Consider the following 21,926-nt stretch of genomic DNA (forward strand, 5'->3'; position numbering starts at 1 on the left):
TTGGGCATGCGCCATCGCAATGCCGGCCGAGGGGACCGCAAAAGAATTCGGCCCCGCGTCGCCCGACGGACACTCACAGTAGTCGCCAAGGCATCATGTGCGGTGGGCAGTTGACAAAGTCCCCCGGAGATGGTCCCGCTCTGGTATGAGCCGTCGCACGAAAGACCGATAACCCCCTCGATACTCCACTCCCGAACAATCACCGACCGATCCGACCTGCTCAGAAACGGTCACACGCAGAAGACGCGGGCCGGGACTCCCGTCACCTCGTCCCGCTCGCCGACCCTCGGTCCACACCCCCTCGGCCGGTCGGGCCGGACGGCCGCAGGGACTTCCGCACCCCCTTCACCACGCCTGAGATATCACTCACGGTGACCCCTTTGGCCTCGGCTGCTCTTCGTCGGGGCGCGGCGCGGGCCGTCGTGGGCGCCGACGCCCGTCACCGCGTCGGTCGCGGCCCGGGTCAGGTCCGGGCGACTCAGGACCTCCGTGCTGTCGATGAACTGGTCCACCGCACCGGCCCTGTGCAACGCCCGTATCTCCGGGTCCTTGATGCGGGCGGTGAGGGCCCGGGTGAAGCGGTCGGCGCGCAGCACCCGGAAGGGCCGGGCGTGGTAGGTGCGCGTGGCCGGGTCGACCCGGTCGGTGAGCTCCAGTTCGTTGTGCAGGTGGGCGACGATCTCGTACGCCTGGACCAGATGACGCTCGCGCAGGTGCCAGTCGGTGGCGGCGAGGACGGCGGTGAGTTCGGAGGTGAGCCGCGGGGCCGCGGGGGTGCGGGCGAAGGCGCTGCCGAGCCATTTGCCGTAGGGCGGGTAGCGCCGGTCCATCAGCAGGGAGAGCCGCATGAGGTCGCGGACCAGGCGGGAGGCCTCGACGGCGGAACCCAGTTCGTCGCCGACCTCGCCGCAGCGGCCGACGAAGGCCTCCTCCTGGGCGATGCGCTGCCACTGGCAGGCGAGGACGTGGAGCCACAGGTCGTGGGGGTACCAGCGCAGGGCGGTGCGGGCCGGGGTGAGCGTGTGCAGGCCGTCGTGGAACACGGCGCCGGCGGTGACCTCGGCGAGGAGCTGGGTGGGCAGGGCGAGCCAGTGCGCCGGGGTGACTCCGGAGGCGGGGTCGAAACCGAGGGTGGCACGGAACCAGGAGGAGACGCCGGTCACTTCGACGCGGTGGTGCACCGGCCCGTCGGTGGCCCGCATGACACGGACGTCCCGGTCCCCGGTGGCGGCGAAGTGGGTTGGCCAGCCGTGGAAGGTCTTCGGGAGGTGTTCGGCGAGCACATGTCTGATGCGTCCTGCGTGGCGGCTCACATTGTGGGAGTGGAGGAAGAGCTGGAGCCGGGGCCCCCACTCGTGGTCGGCGGAGCGCTCGGTGTCGTAACCGAGCACTTCGGAGCCCGCGCCGATGCGGGCCGCGGAATGGGGTATGCCGGGAGCGGCCTCCTCCAGCAGCGGGCGTACGGCCTCGGTGTAGAAGCGCCGGGAGAGCTCAAGTCCCGGTAAGAAAGTAGGACTTGGCATATGTGCAGGGCTCATGACGATGCCCCTGCCCAGGTTGTGCAGGGGCATGCACGCCATTTTCACGTCACCGCCACACCGGTGACGGCGTCACAGGCCCTTCGTCACACGTTCCTCGCCGCTCGCGCCCGTCGGCCCGCCGTCACCGGTCGCCCGCGAGGTCACGCCTCGCCGGCGAGGTCGAGATCCCCCTGCCCGGGCGCGCCCTCCGGCTGCTTCTCGCCGCGCCAGGGCCGGGCGATCGGCGCCGAGACCGTACGCCACCACGGGTCCGCGGGCAGCTTGCCGGACGGCTCGAAGGGCTCGCCGGGACGCGGCAGCGCGACCGCCTGGCCCGCCTCGTCGCCGGCGTCCTTGGTCCACTCCCCCGGCTCGGCCCAGGCGTGCGGGGCGAGGTTGAAGGTGCCCCAGTGGATCGGCAGCAGCACACCGTGCGGCTGCCCGCCCTGGAGGTCGAGGTGGGCGCGCATGCCCTCCTGCGGCGTCATGTGTATGTCGGGCCAGAACTCGCTGTACGCGCCGATCTGGATCATCGTCACGTCGAAGGGCCCGTGGTCGGCGCCGATGTCCTTGAAGCCGTCGAAGTAGCCGGTGTCACCGCTGTGGTAGATCCGGTGCTCCTCGCCGGCCACGACCCAGGACGCCCACAGGGTGTGCTGGGTGTTGCGCAGCCCGCGGCCGCAGAAGTGGCGGGCGGGGGTGGCCGTCAGGGTGAGTCCGCCGACCTTGGTCTCCTCGTGCCAGTCCAGCTCCCGCAGCCGGTCCGCGGAGACGCCCCACTGTTCGAGATGGGCACCGACGCCGAGCGGCACCGCGAACAGCGTGTCCGTGCCGGCCAGCGCCTTGATCGTGGGCAGGTCGAGATGGTCGTAGTGGTCGTGCGAGATGACCACCACGTCGACCGGGCCGAGCGCGGCGATCGGCAGCGGCGTCGGGTGCAGCCGCCTGGGACCGGCGAAGGGGAACGGGGAGCAGCGCTCGCCCCACACGGGGTCGAACAGGACGCGGTGCCCGTCGATCTCCGCGAGGACGCTGGAGTGGCCCATCCACGTCACCCGCAGGCCGGTGGCGGCGGGCCGGCCGAGGTCGGCGACGGTGGTGGGGTGCACCGGGACGGTGCCGCGGGGAGCCCTGCGGGCGCGCTGCTCCCTCTCGAAGTAGGTCTTCGCGAACTCCAGCATCGACCCCGAGGGCCGCATCCGGGTGGTACCGCCGGGGTTCTGGAAGACACCGTCCTTGAAGTGCGGGGAGCCCTGGATGCGGGCCAGGCGCTCGCCGCCGGGGTCCGCGCCGAAGGCAGCGGGCCGCAGCGGGCGGAGCCCGGAGCTCAGGGATCGCAAACCGGTCACGGTACCTCCAGTGGTGTAGCTGAGGTCCCCATTATGGTCGGCCCTTGTGACAGTCGGCGTTGACACCGCACCATCCGTCTCCCAATACTGACCCACTGTTCAGTAGCACTGTTTCTTCACACCGCTCCCGAGGAGCCCCCCGTGACCGCTCCCCTGATGTCCCTCGTCTGGACCGACCACGTCACCGGACGCCAGGGTTTCCTGGTCGTCGACCGGCTGGTACGGGGTGTGGCCAGTGGCGGTCTGCGGATGCGGCCGGGCTGCACCCTGGAGGAGGTCACCGGGCTCGCGCGCGGCATGACCATGAAGGAGGCCCTGCACTACAACCCCGAGGGCCGCTACATCCCGCTGGGCGGCGCCAAGGGCGGCATCGACTGCGATCCGCAGGACCCCGGGGCGTACGCCCTGCTGGTCCGCTACCTGCGCGCCATGCGGCCGCACGTGGAGAGCTTCTGGACCACCGGCGAGGATCTGGGGCTCACCCAGGACCTGGTGGACCGGGCGGCGGCCGAGGCGGGGCTGGTCTCCTCGGTCCAGGCCGTGTATCCGCTGCTGGACGACGAGGCCGCGGCCCGGCGGCGGCTCGCGGACGCCTTCGCCGTCGAGGTGGACGGGATCGGTCTCGACGAGCTGGCCGGTGGCTGCGGGGTCGCCGAGTCGGCGCTGACGGCCCTGGACCGGGCCGGGGTGCCGTACGCGGGGACGCGGGTCGCCGTGCAGGGCCTCGGCACGATGGGCGGGGCCACGGCACGGTTCCTCGCCCGCGCCGGGCTCACCGTGGTGGCGGTCGCCGACGTCAAGGGCACGATCGCCAACCCGGCGGGGCTGGACGTCGAGGCGCTGCTGCGCGCGCGGGACGCCTACGGCACCGTCGACCGCGCGGTCCTGCGCCCCGGGGACGGGGAACTGCCGGGTGACGCCTGGCTCTCCACCGACGCGGAGGTGCTGGTGCCGGCGGCGGTGTCGTACGCGATCGACACCGGCAACGAGCACCTGGTCCGCGCCCGCTGGATCGTGGAGGCGGCCAACATGCCCGTGCTGCCCGAGGCGGAGGATCGACTGACCGCGCGCGGGGTGACCGTACTGCCGGACGTGGTGGTGAACTCGGGCACCAACGCCTGGTGGTGGTGGACCCTGTTCGGCGACATCGGCCCCGACGCCGACGAGGCGTTCGCCCACACCCGCCGCTCGATGCGCGCCCTGGTGGAACTGATGCTGGACCGCGCGGAGTCCGACGGTACGACCCCGCGGGCCGCCGCCCACGCCCTGGTGACCGACCGGCTGCCGGTGATCGCGGAGCGGTTCGGCTGGTACCGGTGACGGATCAGCGGCGCCCGGAAGCGGCCGCGAGAAGCAGTGCGCTCAGGGCCGTGAGGGCGGTGCCCTGCCAGCCGAGGGTGTCGAGCAGGGGCGCGGCGACGGCCGTGCCCACGGCGCCGACCGTGAAGTACACCACGAGGTAGACGCTGCTGAGGCTGCCGGAACGGGCGGGGTCGAGGGCGATGACGCGGCTCTGGTTCGCGGCCTGGGCGGCGAAGCAGCCCGCGTCGAAGAGGGCGAGGCCGAGGGCGGTGCGCCAGGGGGTGTCCAGGCCAGTGGCCAGCAGGGCGGTACCGGCCGAGGCGACGGCCATGGAGCCGCCGATCACCGTGCGCGGGCCGTACCGGTCGATGAGGCGGCCGGTGAACGGGAGCGCGGCGAAGCCGAGCACCCCGGCCAGGCTGTAGAGGCCGATGGCGGTCGGGCCGAGGGAGCGCGGCGGCTGGGCCAGGTCCAGGGTGAGGGCGATCCAGACGAGGTTGAAGGCGAAGTACCAGAGCGCTCCGGTGGCCACCGCGCGGCGCAGCCGCGGCTCGTTCAGGAGCAGCGGCGGGAGGGCGGTCAGGATGGCGCGGTAGCCGCGGTCGGCGTGCGGCCGGTGCCGGGGAAGGAGCGTGGCGGCGGCGAGCGCGCCGAGCAGGGCGAGGGCGGCGAAGACGAGGAACATCCGCCGCCAGCCGAGGGCGTCGGTGAGGGCGCCGCCCGCCAGCCGGCTGAGCAGGATGCCGGCCGACATGCCGGCGGCCACCAGGGCGACGCCGGTGCCGCCGCGGCCCGGCCGGGCATGGCGGCCGGCGATGTTACTGGCCTGGGCGGCCACGCTCGCGGCGGCACCGACGAGCAGATAGGCGACCAGGAGCACGAACGCGTCGCGTGCGGTCGCGGCGAGCGCGAGGGCCGCGGCCAGGGTGGTGAGCTGCGCGGTGACCAGGCGGTTGGGGGCGAGGTGGTCGGTGAGCGGCAGCAGCAGGGCGAAGCCGGTCATGCAGCCGGCGAGCGCGGCGGTGGGCACCAGGCCGATCACCGAGAGCGGCACGTCGAGGTCGGTGGCGACCGCGGTGAGCGCGGGCTGCACGGCGTAGTTGTTCGCGATCGCCGTCCCGGCTATGCCGGCCAGCAGGAACGTGCCGCCGCGGGGCAGCGGACGGCTCACGGCCGCGCGTCGCGGGTGAGGACGACGGCGTAACGGCACTCGGCGCCGGTGGTGTTGGCGAAGACGCGCTCGGCGGGCGCGCCGAGTTCGATGGTGTCACCGGCGTCGAGTTCGTGGACCGTGTCGCCGTCGTGGAAGGTCAGCCGGCCGTCGAGGACCCAGACGAGCTGGCGCACGAAGGCGAAGGCCGCGGCCGGATACGGGACGCGGGCGCCGGCGGGCAGCCGGATCTCGGCGATCTCCGCCGGGAAGCGCGGGCCGGTGATCTGGCGGCGCCGGTAGCCGGTGCCGGGGTCGCGCCACTCGGCGGCGTCGGTGCCGCGCCGCACGCCCGGGGTGTCGGCCTCGGGCTCCGGCGCGCCCTCGGCGAGGGCCAGCAGCGAGGCGACGCCGAGCTGGAAGGCGGCGGACAGCTTGCCCAGCACGACCGCGGTGGGGCTGCTCTCGCCGCGCTCGATCCGGCTGATCATCGCCGGGGAGACGCCGGAGGCGTCCGCGAGCTGCGCCAGGGTCCAGCGGCGGCGCTCCCGTTCGGCGCGGACCCGGGCGGCGATCTGCCGTACCAAGGGATCCGCCGCTGGTTCTACTATGTTGGACATGAATCCAATATACGAGAGAAGCAAGGTGACGGTACGCCCGGCCCGTCCCGGTGACGGGGAGGCCGTCCGCGCGATCCGCAATCACGCGATCGAGCACTCGACGGCCCTGTGGACGGAGACCCCGCAGTCCCCCGCCGAGGGCGCGGCCTGGTTCGCCGCGCACCTGGAGCGCGGCTCGGCGCTCGTGGCCGAAGTCGCCGAGGCGCCGGGCGAGGTGGCCGGATTCGCCGTCTACGGCCCGTGGCGGGCGCTGGACGGCTACCGGCACACGGTGGAGAACTCCGTCTACGTCCGCGAGGGCAGCCACGGCCTCGGCATCGGCTCGGCACTGCTGGGCCCGCTCATCACCTCGGCGCGCGCGGCAGGCCACCACGTCATGATCGCCGGCATCGAGGCCCGGAACGCCGCGTCGGTCCGGCTGCACGACCGGTTCGGCTTCGAGCACGTCGGGACGGTCCGGGAGGTGGGCACCAAGTTCGGCCGCTGGCTCGACCTGACGATCATGCGGCTGCCGCTGTGACGGCCACCCGGCTGCCGCCGGCCCGGGACGCCGACGCGGGCGGTGCGACAACCGATTAGGGTGACCGCGTGGCGAGAGTGCGGTTGAGTGTGGCCGAGCGGCGGGAGGAACTGCTGCGGGCCGCCATCGAACAGATCGAGGCGCGGGGCGTGGCGGCGGTACGGATCGCCGATGTCGCCTCGACCCTCGGCGTGAGCAACGCGCTGGTGCTGTACCACTTCTCGACGAAGGAGAAGCTGGTCGCCGCCGCCTTCACCTACGCCGCCGAGGGCGACCTGACGCATCTGCGCAAGCTCCTGGGCCGGCGTACGTCGGCGCTGCGCCGGCTGCGGGCGGCGGTGCGCTGGTACGCGCCGACGGGGCAGGCGAAGGGCTGGCGGCTGTGGATCGAGGGCTGGGCGGTGGCGTTGCGGGAACCCGCGCTGCGGGACGTCACCAAGGGCCTGGACCAGCAGTGGAAGGCGGCGATCGCGGAGGTCATCGCCGAAGGGGTGGCCGCGGGCGAGTTCCGGTGCCCCGACCCGACGGCGGCTGCACTGCGACTGACCGCGCTGCTCGACGGTCTCGCCGTCCAGCTGACGTCGTACCCGGGTGCCGTACCTCGCGCCCGGGCGCAGGAGTGGGTCGACGAGGCCCTGGCGCGCGAACTGGGCCTGCCGGAGGAGAAGTAACCGGAGGAGAGGTAAGGGGGGAGAAGTAAGGGGCGGCCCGCACGGAGGCCACCCCTTACCCGCCGGTGCCGCCTCAAGCCACGGAAGCGATCCGCATCTTGATGTCGTCCGGGGAGAGCGCCCCCTTGGCCGTCACGTGGTCTCCGGAGGACTCGCCGCGCAGTCGGCGCCCGATCCAGGGGACCAGGTACTCGCGGGCCCAGTGCACGTCGTCGCGGCGGACCTCCAGGGTGCCGCGGGGCGGCAGCGGCGGCCACGGCTGGTCAGGGTCGGCCGGTACCTCGACGCCGAGCACCTGGCCGGCGCGCAGTGCCACGCGCGTGTGCCCGTCGGCCGAGAGATGCAGGCGGTCGCCGTCCCAGGCCCGGCGGTCCTGCACGGTCTTCAGGGACCACAGGTCCAGGACCGGGCAGCCGTACCGGTCGGCGATGGCCCGGACGTGCCCGTTGTACGTGGCGATCTTGCCGCGCAGATGCTTGAGGACGGGGACGCCCCGGGTGTCGAACCCGGTGGTCACCAGGACTGTGCCGATGGCCTCGGTCAGCTGGGCCACGGCCCGCTCGAACCGCTCGGCCACCTCGTCGGGGTCGGTGCCGGGGCGGATGATGTCGTTGCCGCCCGCGCAGAAGGAGACCAGATCCGGGGCGAGTGCCAGGGCCTGCGGCACCTGGTCCGCCACGATCTGGTCGAGAAGTTTCCCGCGCACGGCAAGGTTGGTGTACTCGAAGTCGCCTTCGGGCCGTCGGTCCGACAGCAGTACCGCGAACCGGTCGGCCCAGCCGACGAACGCCCCGTCGGGGCCGGGGTCGCCGACGCCCTCGGTGAAGCTGTCCCCCACCGCCGCGTACGACCCGATCACTGATGCATTGTCACTCTTCGAATCGTCTCCCACATCGGACCATGATTCACCTTCGACTGTGACCTACGCGACCGTAATAAGGGGTTGACGTTCGGTGAGATAAGACACTTTTAAATACTTTGCCAAGCTTGGAATAAGGCTCTGATCAGCGGCGTTGACGTGTCGATCACCGGACATGGAAACACCGAAGGCCGGACCCGGGGATCGGGGGTCCGGCCTTCGGAGTGTGTGTCAGACCGGTGCGCGCCGGGTCAGCCGACGGCGAGGCCCTTCGAGCGGAGATAGGCGACCGGGTCCACGTCCGAGCCGTAGTCGGGGGTGGTGCGGATCTCGAAGTGGAGGTGCGGACCGGTGACGTTGCCGGTCGCGCCGGAGAGGCCGATCTGCTGACCCGCGGTCACGGTCTGGCCGACCGAGACGGAGAGGGCGGAGAGGTGGCCGTACTGCGCGTAGTAGCCGTCGGCGAGCCGGACGACGACCTGGTTGCCGTAGGAGCCGCCCCAGCCTGCCGTGACGACCGTGCCCGTGCCGACGGCCTTGACCGGGGTGCCGGTCGGGACGACGAAGTCGACGCCCGTGTGGTAACCGCTGGACCACATGCTGCCGGCGACGTGGTAGCCGGTGCCGACGGTGGCACCGGTGACCGGAAGGGCGAAGCCGGAGGCATTCGTCACCGAGCCGTCCGACGCGGAGGCCGAGGAGGCCGAGGATGAGTTGGACGACGAGGTGGACGACGGCGAGGTGGACGACGGCGAGTTCGAGGGCGCCTCGGAACGGGAGCCGGAGTCCGCGGTGTCCGTCGTCGCGGCGTGCCGGCCGCCGAGCGTGAGCTTGAGGCCCGGGTGGATCAGCGAGGGGTTGTCGCCGACGGCCTCCCGGTTGTCGGCGTAGAGCCGGTGCCAGCCGCCGCGGACGTCGTGCTCGCGGGCGATCTTCGCAAGACAGTCGCCGGGCACCACGGTGTAGACGCGGTGCGCGGAATGCGCGGCGGAATTCTTCGCGGCCGCATTCTTCACCGCGGTCTTCTCGACCGTGGGAAGCGACTGCGTGGCCTTTTCGGAAACGGACTGCGAGGTGGCCGCGTGGGCGCCGGTGGCCCCCATGAGCGGCAGCGCCAGCGCGGCGCCACCGGTTCCGGCGACGGCCATCGAGCGGGTGAGACGCTGGGACTTGGGGCGGCGGTGCTTACCCTTCGCGGGCATGACGCATTCCTCTCCGGCGCCTGCGAGGTGAGCTGTCGGGTTCGGGCTGGAGCTGCCCGGCCACGCGGGAAGACGTGACTACACCCCTAGCCGTCCCGGGAACCGGAACAGGCGGTCGTACCTGGTGGGTCCCCCGCTCCTGCCGGGCACGGGTGAGTGTGTGGGGACTCCGGGCGGCGGCAGGATTCGGCGTTCCGACCGGATGTGTGGCGAACGTAAGCGAGTGAGACGGACGCGGACAAGCGGCCGGTTCCGCCTGTCCGGGTTTCACTTGATCCGTTACCGGAAATCCCCGTCACCCTCCGTGAATTCCGGCCCTTTCGGTTTTCCAACCTTCTTGCAAAGCACCGCAATTACGTGAACATGACGCGCGACGGACGGTCACGAATATGACGCTCCTCACGCACGTCACGCCACGTCACCTTATTCCAGAGCGAGTTGTAATGAAGGCGCCAATTCGGGCAGATGGGTTAGATGTGTCAGATCCGGCGGAGCCGGATGACCGACGCATCCAGGTCGCCCTTCAGCCCGGTGCGCAGCCCGTGATGCAACAGAACGGCACCTCGGTACACTTCGCCCGTTTCGCGGCATTCGTACGACGCCGTGGGGTCGAGGCCCTGCAGTCGCAGCGCCGGCGCCGGCTCGCCGTAGCTCTGGGCCTGCAGCCAGGCGAGGACGACGGTCTCGCCGCCGAGCGTGTACTGCACCGCGCTGAGCCCGCCGGCCGGCGGCCGCAGCCGGAACTGGTCGCCACGCTGCACGAGGGGGCGGATCTCCTTGTAGAGCTCCACCCAGCGCCCGGCCTCGGCCAGCTCCTCCTCGGTCCACCGCGAGAGGTCGCCGCCGACCCCGAGTGCCCCCGCCATCGAGCTGACGAAGCGGAAACGCAGACTGCTGACCCGGCCGTTGAGCTGGTGGTTCGGGCTGTCGGTGACCCAGGCGGACATCACCCGGGCGGGGTGGATCTGGCTGAAGCCGTGCTGGATGGCGAGCCGGTCCAGCGGGTCGGTGTTGTCGGAGGTCCACACCTCGTCGGTGCGGCTCATGATTCCGAGGTCGATCCGTCCGCCACCGCCGGAGCAGGACTCGATGGCGACGTCGGGGTGGGCCGCGCGGATCCGGTCGAGGAGGGCGTACAGCCCGCGGACGTGGTCGACCCACAGGCGCTGCGGATAGGGCTCACCGGGCCAGCCCGCGTCGGTGAAGCAGCGGTTGAAGTCCCATTTGACGTAGTCGATCGGGGCGCTGGACAGCAGGGTGTCGAGCTGCTCCCAGAGGTACTCCTGGACGTCCTCGCGGGCCAGGTTGAGGACGAGCTGGTTGCGCAGTTCTGTCCGCTTTCGCCCCTCCTGGTACTGCACCCAGTCGGGGTGCGCGCGGTACAGGTCGCTGTCCGGGTTCACCATCTCCGGCTCGACCCAGATGCCGAACTGCATGCCGAGGGCGTGCACGTAGTCGGCGAGGGGCTTGAGGCCCTTGGGGAAGCGGTCGAGGTTGGGCGTCCAGTCGCCGAGGCCGGCACGGTCGCTGGTGCGCTTGCCGAACCAGCCGTCGTCCACCACGAACAGCTCGATGCCGATCGCGGCCGCCCGCCGGGCGAGGGTGGCCTGCTGCTCCTCGGAGATGTCGAAGGTCGTGGCCTCCCAGGAGTTGAACAGCACGGGCCGGTCCCGGTCGGCGTCCGGGATGATGTACGCCCGCTGGTAGGCGTGCCAGGCACGGCTCGCCCCACCGAAGCCGCCGTCGGTCCACAGGCCCGCGAAGACCGGGCTGGTGTACGACTCGCCCTCGGCCAGCATCAGCAGGCCCGAGTCGTCGTAGCCGGCGCCGCCGGTGATCTGCACCCGCGCGTCCGGGAGTTGGGCGACGGCGATCCGCCAGGAGCCGGACCAGCCGAGGGCGCAGCCCCAGACCTCGCCGCGCTCCTCGGTGGCGTCGGTGTCGAGGGCGACCCAGGGCAGGTGCTGGTGGCTGGTGTGGCCGCGGCGGCTGCCGATGACCTTCTCGCCGTAGGTGAGCGGGGCGCTGGTGAGACGGGACTCGGCGGCCCAGCGGCCGTGCAGCTGGGAGAGCCGCCAGCCCTCGCGGTCGGGGAGTGTCCAGGCGGCGGGGTCGGCGCGCAGCAGCTCCACGCGCGCGTGCCCCTCGTTGCCGACGGTCACCCAGCGCTCGACGACGTCGCCGCGCATCCGGTAGTGCAGGGTGATCAGGATCCCGTCGTCCCGGAAGCGCAGCCGCAGCTCGTCGCCGTCCGCGCCGGCCTCCGTCTCGTAGGCCTCGAAGGCCCACTCGGTGCCGCGCCGCTCCTCGGTGCGCACGGACAGGGAGGGGCGGACGAACCGCGGCCCGCCCTCGACGGGGTATTCCTCCCGGCCGTCGAGCGGCGACTCGAAGGCCCAGTAGCCGGGCAGCGCCCGGGTGCTGAGCTCCTCGGCGTCCGCGAGCTGGATTCTGGCGCCCCAGTGCAGGTGGAGCAGTTCGTCGGCCTCCGTGAGATGCAGCGCATAGCTGCTGCCGGGGCCCGACAGGAGCCAGGTACGACCGTTTTCGGCGATGTCCACCATCGAGAAACCTCAGACCTCACACAGCTGCCAACAGATCCGCTCAAGCACCAACATCATCAAGGTCCGCGGGCTCCGGAATCAAGGGCCCCGGGCCCTCGACACGATGCCTGTGGACAACTCATTGCCCGTGGAAACCGATGTCGTATGGTCGATCCAGTGCCCGTCGACGAGCAGCGCCGACGGGGCCGACCGGGAGGAGCCCCCCGTGACGCAGCAGGTCCCGTCCACCGAGCCCGAGCTGGCCGGGGTGCGCAACTTCCGTGACGTGGGCGGCCTGCCGACCGTGGACGGGCGGCGGGTGCGGCCGGGCGTGCTGTTCCGCAGCGGGCACCTGGCGCACGCCACGGAGCAGGACGCGGAGTTCCTCGCCTCGCTCGGCCTGCACACGATCTTCGACTTCCGCAACGCGGCCGACCAGAAGCTGGAGGGCCCGGACGTCGAGCTGCCCGGCACGCGGAACGTGAACCTGCCGCTGACCGACCCGGCGCACGGCGCCGAGTTCTGGACGATGGTCCGCGAGGGTGACATCGAGCAGCTGCGCGGGCTCCTGGGGGACGGCAAGGCCGCGGCCCGGATGGTCAACTCCTACCGCACGATCGTCAAGGACCGCACCGACGAGCACTCGCGCGTGCTGCACGCGATCGCCGAGGACAGCGTCCCGGCGCTGATGCACTGCGCGGCCGGGAAGGACCGGGCGGGCATCTCCATAGCCGTGACGCTGCTCGCGGTGGGCGTGGAGCGGGACGCGATCCTCTCCGACTACCTGGAGTCCAACGCCAAGCACCGCCGCTACAAGGTGCGGCGCAGCGGAAGCGGCGAGAGCGTGTACGGCCCCGAGGTGATGGAGCTGCTGAGCCCGCTCTTCGACGCCCGCGCGGAGTACCTCGCGGCGGCCTTCGAGAGCATCGACGAGGCGTGGGGCGACGTCGACATCTACCTGGAGCAGGGCCTGAAGCTGGCTCCGGAGACCCGGGAGCGGCTGCGCGAGCGCCTGCTCGACTGAGGCTCAGCCCTTCGCGCCGAGGGAGAACAGCAGGAAGAGGAACGCTGCCAGGACGTGTCCGAGGGCGATGTAGATGATCAGCCGGACCCACAGGGCCCGGGGGAACTTGTCCTCGATGTCGGTCATGACAGCTCTCCGGTGATCGGGCCCAGGCACAACGCGGCCGTGGGGCTCTGCAGCAGGGTGTGGACGAACAGGAGCTCGACCCCGTCCTGGTCCTCGGCGGCCAGCCGGTGCGGGGTCAGCGAGTCGAAGTGCGCGCTGTCGCCGGGCGCGAGCACATGGGTGGTGTCACCGAGACGCAGCCGGAGCCGGCCGCGCACGACGTGCAGCCACTCCTCGCCGGGATGCACCCGCACGATGTCGCCCTGGGTGCCGTACGGCACCCGGACGCGCAGCGCCTGCATCCCGCGGCCGGAGGCCCCGGCCTGCCAGTACGTCCAGCCGCCGGCGTGGGTCGGTTCCATGTCGCCGGCGCGCACGATCGCGTCCCGGTCGGCGACGGTCTCCCCCAGCAGGTCCGAGACCGTCGTACCGTAGACACGGGCGAGCGCGAGCAGCATCGGCAGCGAGGGCTGCCGCTGCCCGGTCTCCAGCCGGGAGAGGTGGGCGGGCGACAGCCCCGCGTCCCGGGCCGCGGCCTCCAGGGTGAGACCGGCGCGGCGCCGCAGGGAGCGCAGCTGCGGGGCGACGGCCGGCAGGTCGCCCACCGGCTCGCCCGTATGCTCTTTCTCGGAGGAGCTCATGCCTCCATTCAGCCGCAGTTTTGTCTCTGCGGCAATTTTCTTGCCTCAGAGACAAAAAGCTAGCGGTTGGCCACCGCCTGCTTGATCAGCGTCTTGCCGAAGTCCCACATCAGACCGCCGCCGCTGTGGGCGTCGTCCATGACGTCCGTGAAGGCGTCCACGAAGCGGTCCACGTCCGTCTCGTCGACGATCAGCGGCGGGATGAGCTTGATCACCTCCAGGTGGTCGCCGGAGACCTGGGTGAGGATCCGGTGCCGCTGCAGCAGCGGTACGACGACCATCTGGGCGAACAGTCCCTTGCGGGCGGCCTGGAGCATGGTCCAGCGGCTGCGCAGCTTCAGCGAGCTGGGCCGGCCGAACTCGATGCCGATCATCAGGCCCCGGCCGCGCACGTCGGCGAGCAGCTCGTACTTGTCGGTCAGCGCGGCGAGCCGGGACCTGAGCTGCTCCCCCACGGCCCGGGAGTTGGCGACGATCTGGTCGTTCTCCATGACCGAGAGGACGGCGAGCCCGGCCGCCATGGCCTGGGCGTTGGCGCCGAAGCTCGCCGAGTGGACCAGGACGCGGTCCATGGACGAGTAGACCTTCTTGAAGATCCAGTCCTTGCCGAGGGTGGCGCCGACCGGGACGTACCCGCCGGACAGCGCCTTCGCCACGCACACCAGGTCCGGCTCGACGCCCTCCTCGTGCTGGTAGGCGTAGAAGTCGCCGGTGCGGCCGAGGCCGGTCTGCACCTCGTCGGCGATGAGCAGCGCCTTGTGCTTGTGCAGCAGCTCCTGCGCGGCGCGCAGATAGCCGGGCGGTGCCTCGTGCACGCCCTTGCCCTGGATCGGCTCGACGATCAGGGCGGCGACATCGCCCTTCTTCAGTTCGCGGGCGAGCGCGTCGAGGTCGCCGAGGGGTACGGCGGTGTCCGGCAGCAGCGGGGCGAAGCCGTCCCGGAAGCCGGTCTCGCCGTTGACCGACAGGGAGCCGGTGGTCAGGCCGTGGAAGGCGTGGTCGCAGTAGAGGACACGGGGTCTGCCGGTGGCGAAGCGGGCGAACTTCAGGGCCGTCTCGACCGACTCGGTGCCACTGTTGCCGAAGAACACCCGGTCCAGGTGCGGGCTGTGCGCGAGGAGCCGCTCGGCGAGCAGTCCGGGCAGCGGCTGGCAGTCGAAGCGGGTGAGGTCGGCGAGCTGGGCGTCCAGGACGTCGTGCAGGGCCTTGCGGACGACGGGGTGGTGGCGGCCGAGGCCCATCACCCCGAACCCGGCGAGCATGTCCAGGTAGTCGTTGCCGTCCGCGTCCCAGAAGTGGGCACCCTCGGCCCGCTCGTACACCTTGTCGAAGCCGATGGTGTGCAGCATGCGCGGGAGCTGGTGGTTGAGGTACTTGCCATGCAGCTCGTACCGCTCACCACCACGCTCGGCCAGCAGCGCACCGAGGTCGAACTCCGTGCTCATTCTTTCTCCTTGTAAGCGCCATCCATGACAGCGCCCTCGGCTTTCGCGCCCTGAAGGGGCGCGGGACGCATCGATTTGCGGCTGCCGCCGCGGGGCGCGACCAGCCCGGACGGCGCCGCACCCGCCATCTGGCCCCCCGTGGCACCCCGGTCGGCGCCTTCGGCTCCCCGCCCCGCGAGGCTCGCCCCGACGGCACCGGCGATCTCCACCGGCGTCAGCCCGATGTCGGCCAGCACCTCCCCCCGCTTCGCATGCGCCAGAAACTGCTCCGGGATCCCGAACCGCCGCACCGGCACGTCCACTTCGGCGTCGCCCAGCGCCAGCGCCACCGCCGCGCCCACCCCGGCCGCCCGGCTGTTGTCCTCGACGACGGCCACCAGCTCGTGCTGCGCCGCCAGACCGGGCAGCGCGGGATCCACCGGCTTGACCCACCGCGGGTCCACGACCGTGCAGCCGATGCCCCGGGCGGCCAGCAGCTCGGCCGCCTGGAGGCAGACCGGCGCCATGACGCCGACCGCGACCAGCAGCACCCGAGCGTCCTCCCCGCGGTGCAGGACGTCGATCCCTCCGACCCGGTCCACCGCCGGGATCTCCGGCCCCACCGACTCCTTCGGGAAGCGGACCAGCGTGGGCGCGTCGTCCACCGCGACCGCCTCCCGCAGCTGGAGCCGCAGCTGTTCGGCGTCGCGCGGGGCGGCGATCCTGAGGCCGGGTACGACCTGGAGGATCGACATGTCCCACATGCCGTTGTGCGACGCGCCGTCGACTCCGGTCACGCCCGCCCGGTCCAGGACGAACGTCACCCCGCAGCGGTGCAGTGCCACGTCCATCAGCAACTGGTCGAAGGCACGGTTCAGGAACGTGGCGTAGACGGCGACGACCGGGTGCAGTCCGCCGGTCGCGAGGCCGGCCGCCGAGACCGCCGCGTGCTGCTCGGCGATGCCGACGTCCCAGACCCGGTCGGGAAAGCGCTCGGCGAACTTGCCGAGGCCGACCGGGTGGAGCATGGCCGCGGTGATCGCCACGACGTCGTCCCGTTCCTCGCCGATCCGGACGATCTCGTCGCCGAACACCGAGGTCCAGGAAGGGCCGTTGGACGGCGCGAGCGGCTCGCAGGTGAGCGGGTCCATCACGCCGACGGTGTGGAAGTGGTCCTCCTCGTGGGCGAGCGCCGGTTCGTAGCCGCGCCCCTTCTCGGTGAGGCAGTGGACGAGCACCGGTCCGTGGAAGCGTTTCGCGCGCCGCAGCGCCGACTCGACGGCCTTGATGTCGTGGCCGTCGATCGGGCCGACGTACTTGAGGCCCAGGTCCTCGAACATGCCCTGCGGGGCGAAGGCGTCCTTGAAGCCCTTCTTGGCACCGTGCAGGGACTCGTAGATGGTGTTGCCGACCACCGGCGTGCGCAGGAGCACGTCCTTGCCCCAGGCCAGCACCTTCTCGTAGCCGTCGGTGGTGCGCAGCGTCGCCAGGTGGTTGGCGAGGCCGCCGATGGTGGGGGCGTACGACCGCTCGTTGTCGTTGACGACGATGATCAGCGGCCGGTCCTTCGCCGCCGCGATGTTGTTGAGCGCCTCCCAGGCCATCCCGCCGGTCAGCGCGCCGTCGCCGATCACCGCGACGACATGGCCCTTCTCCCCCTGCACCTGGCGGGCCTTGGCGAGGCCGTCGGCCCAGCCGAGCGCGGTGGAGGCGTGGCTGTTCTCGATGACGTCGTGCTCGGACTCCTCGCGCGAGGGGTATCCGGACAGGCCGCCCTTGCCGCGCAGCTTGGAGAAGTCCTGACGGCCCGTCAGCAGCTTGTGCACATAGCTCTGGTGGCCGGTGTCCCAGAGGATGCGGTCGACCGGGGACTCGAAGACCCGGTGCAGCGCGACGGTCAGCTCCACGACGCCCAGGTTGGGCCCGAGGTGGCCGCCCGTCCTGGCGACCGCGAGCACCAGGAACTCCCTTATTTCTTCGGACAGTTCACCGAGTTCCGCCTCGGACAGCGCCTTCAGGTCGCGTGGTCCCCGGATCTTCTCCAGAATGGTCACGCTCGGCCCCCTCTCGGTCCGTGCTGGTCAGCTCACCGTGACGGCGGGTGCTCCGGACCCGGCGCCGTCCTGCTCCATCTGTTCGGCGATCTTCATCGCTTCCTCGATGAGGGTCTCCACGATCTTCGACTCGGGCACGGTCTTGACGACCTCGCCCTTGACGAAGATCTGCCCCTTGCCGTTGCCGGAGGCGACCCCCAGATCGGCCTCCCGTGCCTCGCCGGGGCCGTTGACCACACATCCCATGACGGCGACGCGCAAGGGCACTTCCATGCCCTCCAGCCCTGCCGTCACCTCGTCCGCCAGCTTGTAGACGTCGACCTGGGCGCGCCCGCAGGACGGGCAGGAGACGATCTCAAGACGCCGCTGCCGGAGTCCGAGGGATTCCAGGATCTGGATGCCGACCTTGACCTCCTCGGCCGGCGGCGCGGACAGCGAGACGCGGATCGTGTCACCGATGCCCTGCGAGAGCAACGCCCCGAAGGCGACCGCCGACTTGATGGTTCCCTGGAACGCCGGGCCCGCCTCCGTGACCCCGAGGTGCAGCGGGTAGTCGCACTGGGCGGCCAGCTGGCGGTACGCCTCGATCATCACGACCGGGTCGTTGTGCTTGACGGAGATCTTGATGTCCCGGAAGTCGTGCTCCTCGAAGAGCGAGGCCTCCCAGAGCGCACTCTCCACGAGGGCCTCCGGGGTGGCCTTGCCGTGCTTCTCGAGGAGCCGGCGGTCGAGCGAGCCGGCGTTGACGCCGATCCGGATCGGCGTGCCGTGGTCCTTCGCGACCCGCGCGATCTCCCGCACCTGGTCGTCGAACTTCTTGATGTTGCCGGGGTTCACCCGGACCGCCGCACAGCCGGCCTCGATGGCCGCGAACACGTACTTGGGCTGGAAGTGGATGTCCGCGATCACCGGGATCTGGGACTTCCTCGCGATCGTCGCCAGGGCGTCCGCGTCGTCCTGCGTGGGGCAGGCGACGCGGACGATCTGGCAGCCGGACGCGGTGAGTTCGGCGATCTGCTGAAGGGTGGCGCCGATGTCCGAGGTGCGGGTCGTGGTCATCGACTGCACCGACACCGGGGCGCCGCCGCCGACCGCCACCGGCCCGACATGGATCTGCCGGGACGCGCGGCGCTCGGCGACCGGCCGGGCCGGGACCTCGGGGACGCCCAGGGAGATGGCGGTCATGCCGTCACTCCCGGTTCCCGGAGACCGTCTCGCGCATGGCGCGGAGCGACTCCTTGAGGGATCCCATGGTGGCGAGGACGGCGGTGGGCTCGTAGCCGCAGTGCGCCATGCAGTTGGCGCAGCGCGGGTCCTTGCCGCGGCCGTACTTGTCCCAGTCGGTCTTCTCGATGAGTTCGCGGTACGTCGGGACGTATCCGTCGCTCATCAGGTAGCAGGGGCGCTGCCAGCCGAAGAGCGAGTAGTTCGGGATCGCCCAGGCCGTGCACGGGAAGTCGACCTTGCCCTCCAGGAAGTCCAGGAAGAGCGGGGAGTGGTTGAGCCGCCACTTCTTGCGGTTGCCGCCCGCGAAGGCCTTCTTGAAGAGTTCGCGGGTCTGCTCCACGCCGAGGAAGTGCTCCTGGTCGGGTGCCTTCTCGTAGGCGTAGGCGGGCGAGATCATCATCTCGTCGACCTTGAGGTCGTCGTTGAGGAAGTTGAGCACCTCGATGATGGTCTGCGGGGTGTCCGTGTTGAAGAAGGTCGAGTTGGTGGTCACCCGGAAGCCGCGCCGCTTGGCCTCCTTGATGGCCTCCACCGCCTCGTCGAACACGCCTTCCTTCGCGACGGACTCGTCGTGCCGCTCGCGCAGCCCGTCGATGTGCACCGCGAAGGCGAAGTAGGGCGAGGGCGTGAACTTGTCCATCTTCTTGCGCAGCAGCATCGCGTTGGTGCACAGGAAGACGTACTTCCGCTTCGCCACCAACTGCCGCACGATCTCGTCGATCTGGGGGTGCATCAGGGGTTCGCCGCCCGCGATGGACACCATCGGCGCACCGGACTCCAGCACCGCCCCGACCGCCTGCGCGACCGGCATGCGCTGCTTCAACACCCCCGCCGGGTGCTGGATCTTGCCGCAGCCCTCACATTTCAGGTTGCACGCGAAGAGCGGTTCCAGCTCCACGATCAGCGGGAACTTGTCCCGCTTGCGGAGCTTCTGTTCTGCCAAGTAGGTAGCGACCTTGATCGACTGGCGCAGCGGCATGGCCATCTGGCTCACCTCCGGGGGAGCAGCAAAGAACGGTGCCATTCGAAGAAAGCTGGAAGAACGGATCGAAGAACGCGGAAAGCCGATATTCCACCGCGCACCGTGCCGATCCGGACGAGTTCATGTTCAGGAGCGTCCACGACCACCCTGACGGCCGCAACAGGGCGTTCACCCGCGCGCACGGCGCTCAGGAGCGTGGCTGCCGACTCCATGTCGACCGCGATTGCGCCGGTCGCGAGCAGATCTGATCGCTCGTGACCGCGGACGACGTGATCGGAGCCGGTGACGGGGCCGGTGTGGACGGTGCGGCCGGGCAGGGTCCGCACGAGCTCCTTCACCAGGAGTTCGGTGCCGACGCACGGGACGCTGCCGCGGGGGTCCCGGGTCTCCTCGGCGACGACCAGGTCGCCGGGGTGCATCCCGGGGGCGAGTCCCGCGCAGAAGCCCGTCGCCAGGACCGCGGCGCCGGCCAGCGCGGGATCGGCCAGGACCCGGGTGACGGACCGTTCCGCCGCCTTGGGACCCATGCCGGTGCGCAGCACGGTGACGGGTCCGCCCGCGCCCCCGCGTTCGCCGGCGCGCAGGGCGAGGTGCTCGATGCCGAGTGCGCAGGCGATCAGCAGCGGGGCCGGCGCGGGCGTGGGGTTCATCAGTCCCCCTCGGCCTCGGGGGTGGGCTCGCCGTGCACGTAGCGGCCGAGCGCGGTGAGCGGGAAGACCTGCCGGTAGAGGTGGTAGTTGATGGAGAAGTCCCAGGGGAAGCCGGTGCCGGTGAAGTACGGCTCGTCCCAGGAGCCGTCCTCGCGCTGGGTCTCGGCGAGCCACCGGACGCCCCGCTCGACGGCCTTGGCGTCCTTCTCCCCCGCCGCGAGCAGCGCCATCAGCGCCCACGCGGTCTGGGAGGCGGTGGAGGCACCGCGCCCGCTCCAGTCGTCGGCGTACTTGTAGGAGCGCAGGTCCTCGCCCCACCCTCCGTCCTCGTTCTGGACCTGCTCCAGCCAGGTCACCGCGCGCCGGACGGCCGGGTGCGAGACGGGCAGCCCGGCCGCGGTCAGCGCGGGCACCACCGAGCCGGTGCCGTAGACGTAGTTGACGCCCCAGCGCCCGAACCAGGCGCCGTTCGGCTCCTGTTCGGCGAGCAGCCACTCGATGCCGCGCCGGGTGCGCGGGTCGTGGGACATGCCCTCGAAGGCGAGCATCTCCACGACGTGCGCGGTGACGTCGGCCGACGGCGGGTCGATGACCTCGCCGAAGTCGCAGAACGGCAGCCGGTTGGGGAACGGGCTGGTGTTGTCGACGTCGAAGGCGCCCCAGGCGCCGTTCTTCGACTGCATGCCGAGGTTCCAGCGCACCCCGCGCCCGATGGCCTTCTCCATCCGCTCGGGGTCGTGGTGCCGGACCCGGCGCAGGGCGAGGACGACCTCGGCGGTGTCGTCGATGTCGGGGTAGTTGTCGTTGTGGAACTCGAACGCCCAGCCGCCCGGCGGCAGCTGGGGTCGCTTCACCGCCCAGTCGCCGGGCCGCACGATCTGCTCGCCGAGCATCCAGTCGGCGGCCTTGACGAGTTGCGGGTGGTCGGATGGCAGGCCGGCGTCGGCGAGGGCGATGGTCGCCAGACAGGTGTCCCACACCGGCGACTGGCAGGCCTCGATCATCCGGCCGCCGTCCTCGCGCCAGATGGCGTAACGATCCAGCGACTCGAGTCCCGCGCGCACCACGGGGTGTTCGAGGTCGTAGCCGAGCAGGTACAGGGCGATCACCGAGTACACGGCCGGGGGCTGGATGCCGCCCCAGGCGCCGTCGTTCTCCTGGCGCTCGACGATCCAGCGGCCGGCGGACTTCAGGGCGGAGCCGCGCAGCCGGCCCAGCGCGACCTTGCGGTAGCCGCGGACAACCTTGTCGAGCCGCTGGAAGACGCCCTCCCAGCTCGCCACCGGAGCCAGCGGCCGGGGCGGGTTCGGGTTGGCCGGGTCGGTGTGGAGTTCGTCGAGGGGGAAGGGGGCGGGGCGCACCGGGCGCTTGGCCGAGACCACGGTGAGCGGCACGATGGTCTGCCGGGCCCACTGGCCGAAGTTGTAGATGCTGAGCGGAAACCACTTGGGGAAGTACAGGAGTTCCGGGGGGAGTTCGGGCAGGTCCTCCCATTTCCACCAGCCGAACAGTGCCAGCCAGATCCGGGTGAAGACCCGGGCGGCGGCGATCCCGCCGCGCTCGCGGATCCAGGCCGACGCCTTCGCCATGTGGGGCGCGTCCGGCGCGTCCCCGGCCAGCCGCAGGGCGACGTACGCCTCGATGGTGGTGGAGAGTTCGCCGGGGCCGCCGTAGAAGGTGGCCCAGGTGCCGTCCTCGCGCTGCTCGCCGCGGATGAAGAGCGCGGCGGCTGCGGTCGTGGACTCGTCGCGGATGCCCAGGAACTGACGGAGCAGCAGGTCCTCGGCGTCCATGGTGACGTTGGTCTCCAGGTCGCCCTTCCACCAGCCCTGCGCGTCCTGCTGGGCGAGCAGATGGTCGGTGGCGCGTCGGACGGCGCGTTCGGCGACCTCTTGTACCCCGGCCGCCACGGGGGTGGTGAGTTCGGTGCTGGCCGAGTCGGCCCGGGGCGGCAGGGTGGCCCCGGTGCTTCCGTCGGTCGTCGCTGTCATGGCTTCCCCTTCGTGCAGTCGTGCGAAATCGTTCTGCTGTGGGTCCGCCGTCGGCCGGTGCTGGCTGCGCGCTCGCACCGGCCGGCGACTAC

The 21,926-nt window shown here is 71.3% G+C and carries 19 protein-coding genes and 1 riboswitch; of the genes, 4 read left to right on the forward strand and 15 right to left on the reverse strand.

The window, feature by feature from the left end:
• Nucleotides 1-362: 362 nt before the first annotated feature.
• Nucleotides 363-1,523, reverse strand: coding sequence for a DUF4037 domain-containing protein (locus tag ACFWPQ_RS30855; protein WP_384042102.1), 1,161 nt, complete (start codon nt 1,521-1,523; stop codon nt 363-365).
• 158 nt (nt 1,524-1,681) lie between these two features.
• Nucleotides 1,682-2,869, reverse strand: a complete 1,188-nt coding sequence (locus ACFWPQ_RS30860; protein WP_384041840.1) for an MBL fold metallo-hydrolase — start codon at nt 2,867-2,869, stop codon at nt 1,682-1,684.
• A 141-nt stretch (nt 2,870-3,010) separates the two neighbouring features.
• Between ACFWPQ_RS30860 and ACFWPQ_RS30865 the strand changes: the two genes are divergently transcribed.
• Nucleotides 3,011-4,189: a Glu/Leu/Phe/Val dehydrogenase dimerization domain-containing protein gene (locus tag ACFWPQ_RS30865; protein ID WP_384041842.1), complete on the forward strand. Its 1,179-nt coding sequence runs from the start codon at nt 3,011-3,013 to the stop codon at nt 4,187-4,189.
• 4 nt (nt 4,190-4,193) lie between these two features.
• On the opposite strand, the gene ACFWPQ_RS30870 is transcribed toward ACFWPQ_RS30865, so the two are convergent.
• Both ACFWPQ_RS30870 and ACFWPQ_RS30875 read right to left on the reverse strand, forming a co-directional pair.
• Nucleotides 4,194-5,342 (reverse strand): MFS transporter, encoded by a 1,149-nt coding sequence (locus tag ACFWPQ_RS30870; protein WP_384041845.1) that lies wholly within the window; start codon nt 5,340-5,342, stop codon nt 4,194-4,196.
• Nucleotides 5,339-5,941 (reverse strand): helix-turn-helix domain-containing protein, encoded by a 603-nt coding sequence (locus ACFWPQ_RS30875; protein ID WP_384041848.1) that lies wholly within the window; start codon nt 5,939-5,941, stop codon nt 5,339-5,341. The genes ACFWPQ_RS30870 and ACFWPQ_RS30875 overlap by 4 nt, the downstream gene beginning before the upstream one ends.
• Here ACFWPQ_RS30875 and ACFWPQ_RS30880 point away from each other — a divergent pair.
• Both ACFWPQ_RS30880 and ACFWPQ_RS30885 read left to right on the forward strand, forming a co-directional pair.
• Nucleotides 5,940-6,461 carry a GNAT family N-acetyltransferase gene (locus ACFWPQ_RS30880; protein ID WP_384041851.1) on the forward strand — a complete coding sequence of 174 codons (522 nt, stop codon included), beginning with the start codon at nt 5,940-5,942 and terminating at the stop codon, nt 6,459-6,461. The two genes, ACFWPQ_RS30875 and ACFWPQ_RS30880, sit on opposite strands and share 2 nt — an antisense overlap.
• Nucleotides 6,462-6,529: 68 nt before the next feature.
• The gene (locus ACFWPQ_RS30885; RefSeq protein WP_384041854.1) at nt 6,530-7,132 is read left to right on the forward strand and encodes a TetR/AcrR family transcriptional regulator; all 603 of its coding nucleotides are present in this window, start codon (nt 6,530-6,532) and stop codon (nt 7,130-7,132) included.
• Nucleotides 7,133-7,205: 73 nt separating this feature from the next.
• Here the strand turns inward: ACFWPQ_RS30885 and ACFWPQ_RS30890 are convergent, their stop codons facing one another.
• The 3 genes from ACFWPQ_RS30890 to ACFWPQ_RS30900 form a co-directional block, all read right to left on the reverse strand.
• Entirely contained in the window at nt 7,206-7,991 is a 786-nt protein-coding gene (locus ACFWPQ_RS30890; protein ID WP_361290628.1) for an SGNH/GDSL hydrolase family protein, read from the reverse strand.
• A 251-nt stretch (nt 7,992-8,242) separates the two neighbouring features.
• Nucleotides 8,243-9,193, reverse strand: coding sequence for a peptidoglycan DD-metalloendopeptidase family protein (locus ACFWPQ_RS30895; protein ID WP_384041857.1), 951 nt, complete (start codon nt 9,191-9,193; stop codon nt 8,243-8,245).
• A 4-nt stretch (nt 9,194-9,197) separates the two neighbouring features.
• A riboswitch (cyclic di-AMP (ydaO/yuaA leader) is annotated at nt 9,198-9,358 on the reverse strand.
• 314 nt (nt 9,359-9,672) lie between these two features.
• On the reverse strand, nt 9,673-11,757 hold the full coding sequence (locus ACFWPQ_RS30900; RefSeq protein WP_384041860.1) for an alpha-galactosidase: 2,085 nt from the start codon (nt 11,755-11,757) through the stop codon (nt 9,673-9,675).
• Between the two features lie 205 nt (nt 11,758-11,962).
• Between ACFWPQ_RS30900 and ACFWPQ_RS30905 the strand changes: the two genes are divergently transcribed.
• Entirely contained in the window at nt 11,963-12,760 is a 798-nt protein-coding gene (locus tag ACFWPQ_RS30905) for a tyrosine-protein phosphatase (protein WP_384041863.1), read from the forward strand.
• A gap of 3 nt (nt 12,761-12,763) precedes the next feature.
• Here the strand turns inward: ACFWPQ_RS30905 and ACFWPQ_RS30910 are convergent, their stop codons facing one another.
• Genes ACFWPQ_RS30910 through shc form a run of 8 tightly spaced genes read right to left on the reverse strand, consistent with a single transcriptional unit; the run spans nt 12,764 to nt 21,834 of the window.
• Nucleotides 12,764-12,886 carry a DUF6126 family protein gene (locus tag ACFWPQ_RS30910; RefSeq protein WP_361290616.1) on the reverse strand — a complete coding sequence of 41 codons (123 nt, stop codon included), beginning with the start codon at nt 12,884-12,886 and terminating at the stop codon, nt 12,764-12,766.
• Nucleotides 12,883-13,506 (reverse strand): helix-turn-helix domain-containing protein, encoded by a 624-nt coding sequence (locus ACFWPQ_RS30915; protein WP_384041866.1) that lies wholly within the window; start codon nt 13,504-13,506, stop codon nt 12,883-12,885. The genes ACFWPQ_RS30910 and ACFWPQ_RS30915 overlap by 4 nt, the downstream gene beginning before the upstream one ends.
• A 59-nt stretch (nt 13,507-13,565) precedes the next feature.
• Nucleotides 13,566-14,951 (reverse strand): aspartate aminotransferase family protein, encoded by a 1,386-nt coding sequence (locus ACFWPQ_RS30920; RefSeq protein ID WP_384041869.1) that lies wholly within the window; start codon nt 14,949-14,951, stop codon nt 13,566-13,568.
• On the reverse strand, nt 14,948-16,984 hold the full coding sequence (gene dxs / locus ACFWPQ_RS30925) for a 1-deoxy-D-xylulose-5-phosphate synthase (protein ID WP_384041872.1): 2,037 nt from the start codon (nt 16,982-16,984) through the stop codon (nt 14,948-14,950). The genes ACFWPQ_RS30920 and dxs overlap by 4 nt, the downstream gene beginning before the upstream one ends.
• Nucleotides 16,985-17,011: 27 nt before the next feature.
• Nucleotides 17,012-18,169, reverse strand: a complete 1,158-nt coding sequence (gene ispG, locus ACFWPQ_RS30930) for a flavodoxin-dependent (E)-4-hydroxy-3-methylbut-2-enyl-diphosphate synthase (protein ID WP_384041874.1) — start codon at nt 18,167-18,169, stop codon at nt 17,012-17,014.
• Between the two features lie 4 nt (nt 18,170-18,173).
• Nucleotides 18,174-19,196 carry an adenosyl-hopene transferase HpnH gene (gene hpnH / locus ACFWPQ_RS30935; RefSeq protein ID WP_181803030.1) on the reverse strand — a complete coding sequence of 341 codons (1,023 nt, stop codon included), beginning with the start codon at nt 19,194-19,196 and terminating at the stop codon, nt 18,174-18,176.
• 5 nt (nt 19,197-19,201) lie between these two features.
• Nucleotides 19,202-19,843: a 1-hydroxy-2-methyl-2-butenyl 4-diphosphate reductase gene (locus ACFWPQ_RS30940; RefSeq protein ID WP_089107243.1), complete on the reverse strand. Its 642-nt coding sequence runs from the start codon at nt 19,841-19,843 to the stop codon at nt 19,202-19,204.
• Nucleotides 19,843-21,834, reverse strand: coding sequence for a squalene--hopene cyclase (shc, locus tag ACFWPQ_RS30945; RefSeq protein WP_384041877.1), 1,992 nt, complete (start codon nt 21,832-21,834; stop codon nt 19,843-19,845). Before shc ends, ACFWPQ_RS30940 begins: the two co-directional genes overlap by 1 nt.
• Nucleotides 21,835-21,926 lie beyond the last annotated feature (92 nt).

Origin of the sequence: Streptomyces sp. NPDC058464 (assembly GCF_042721035.1) — a bacterium.
Classification (GTDB): Bacteria; Actinomycetota; Actinomycetes; order Streptomycetales; family Streptomycetaceae; genus Streptomyces.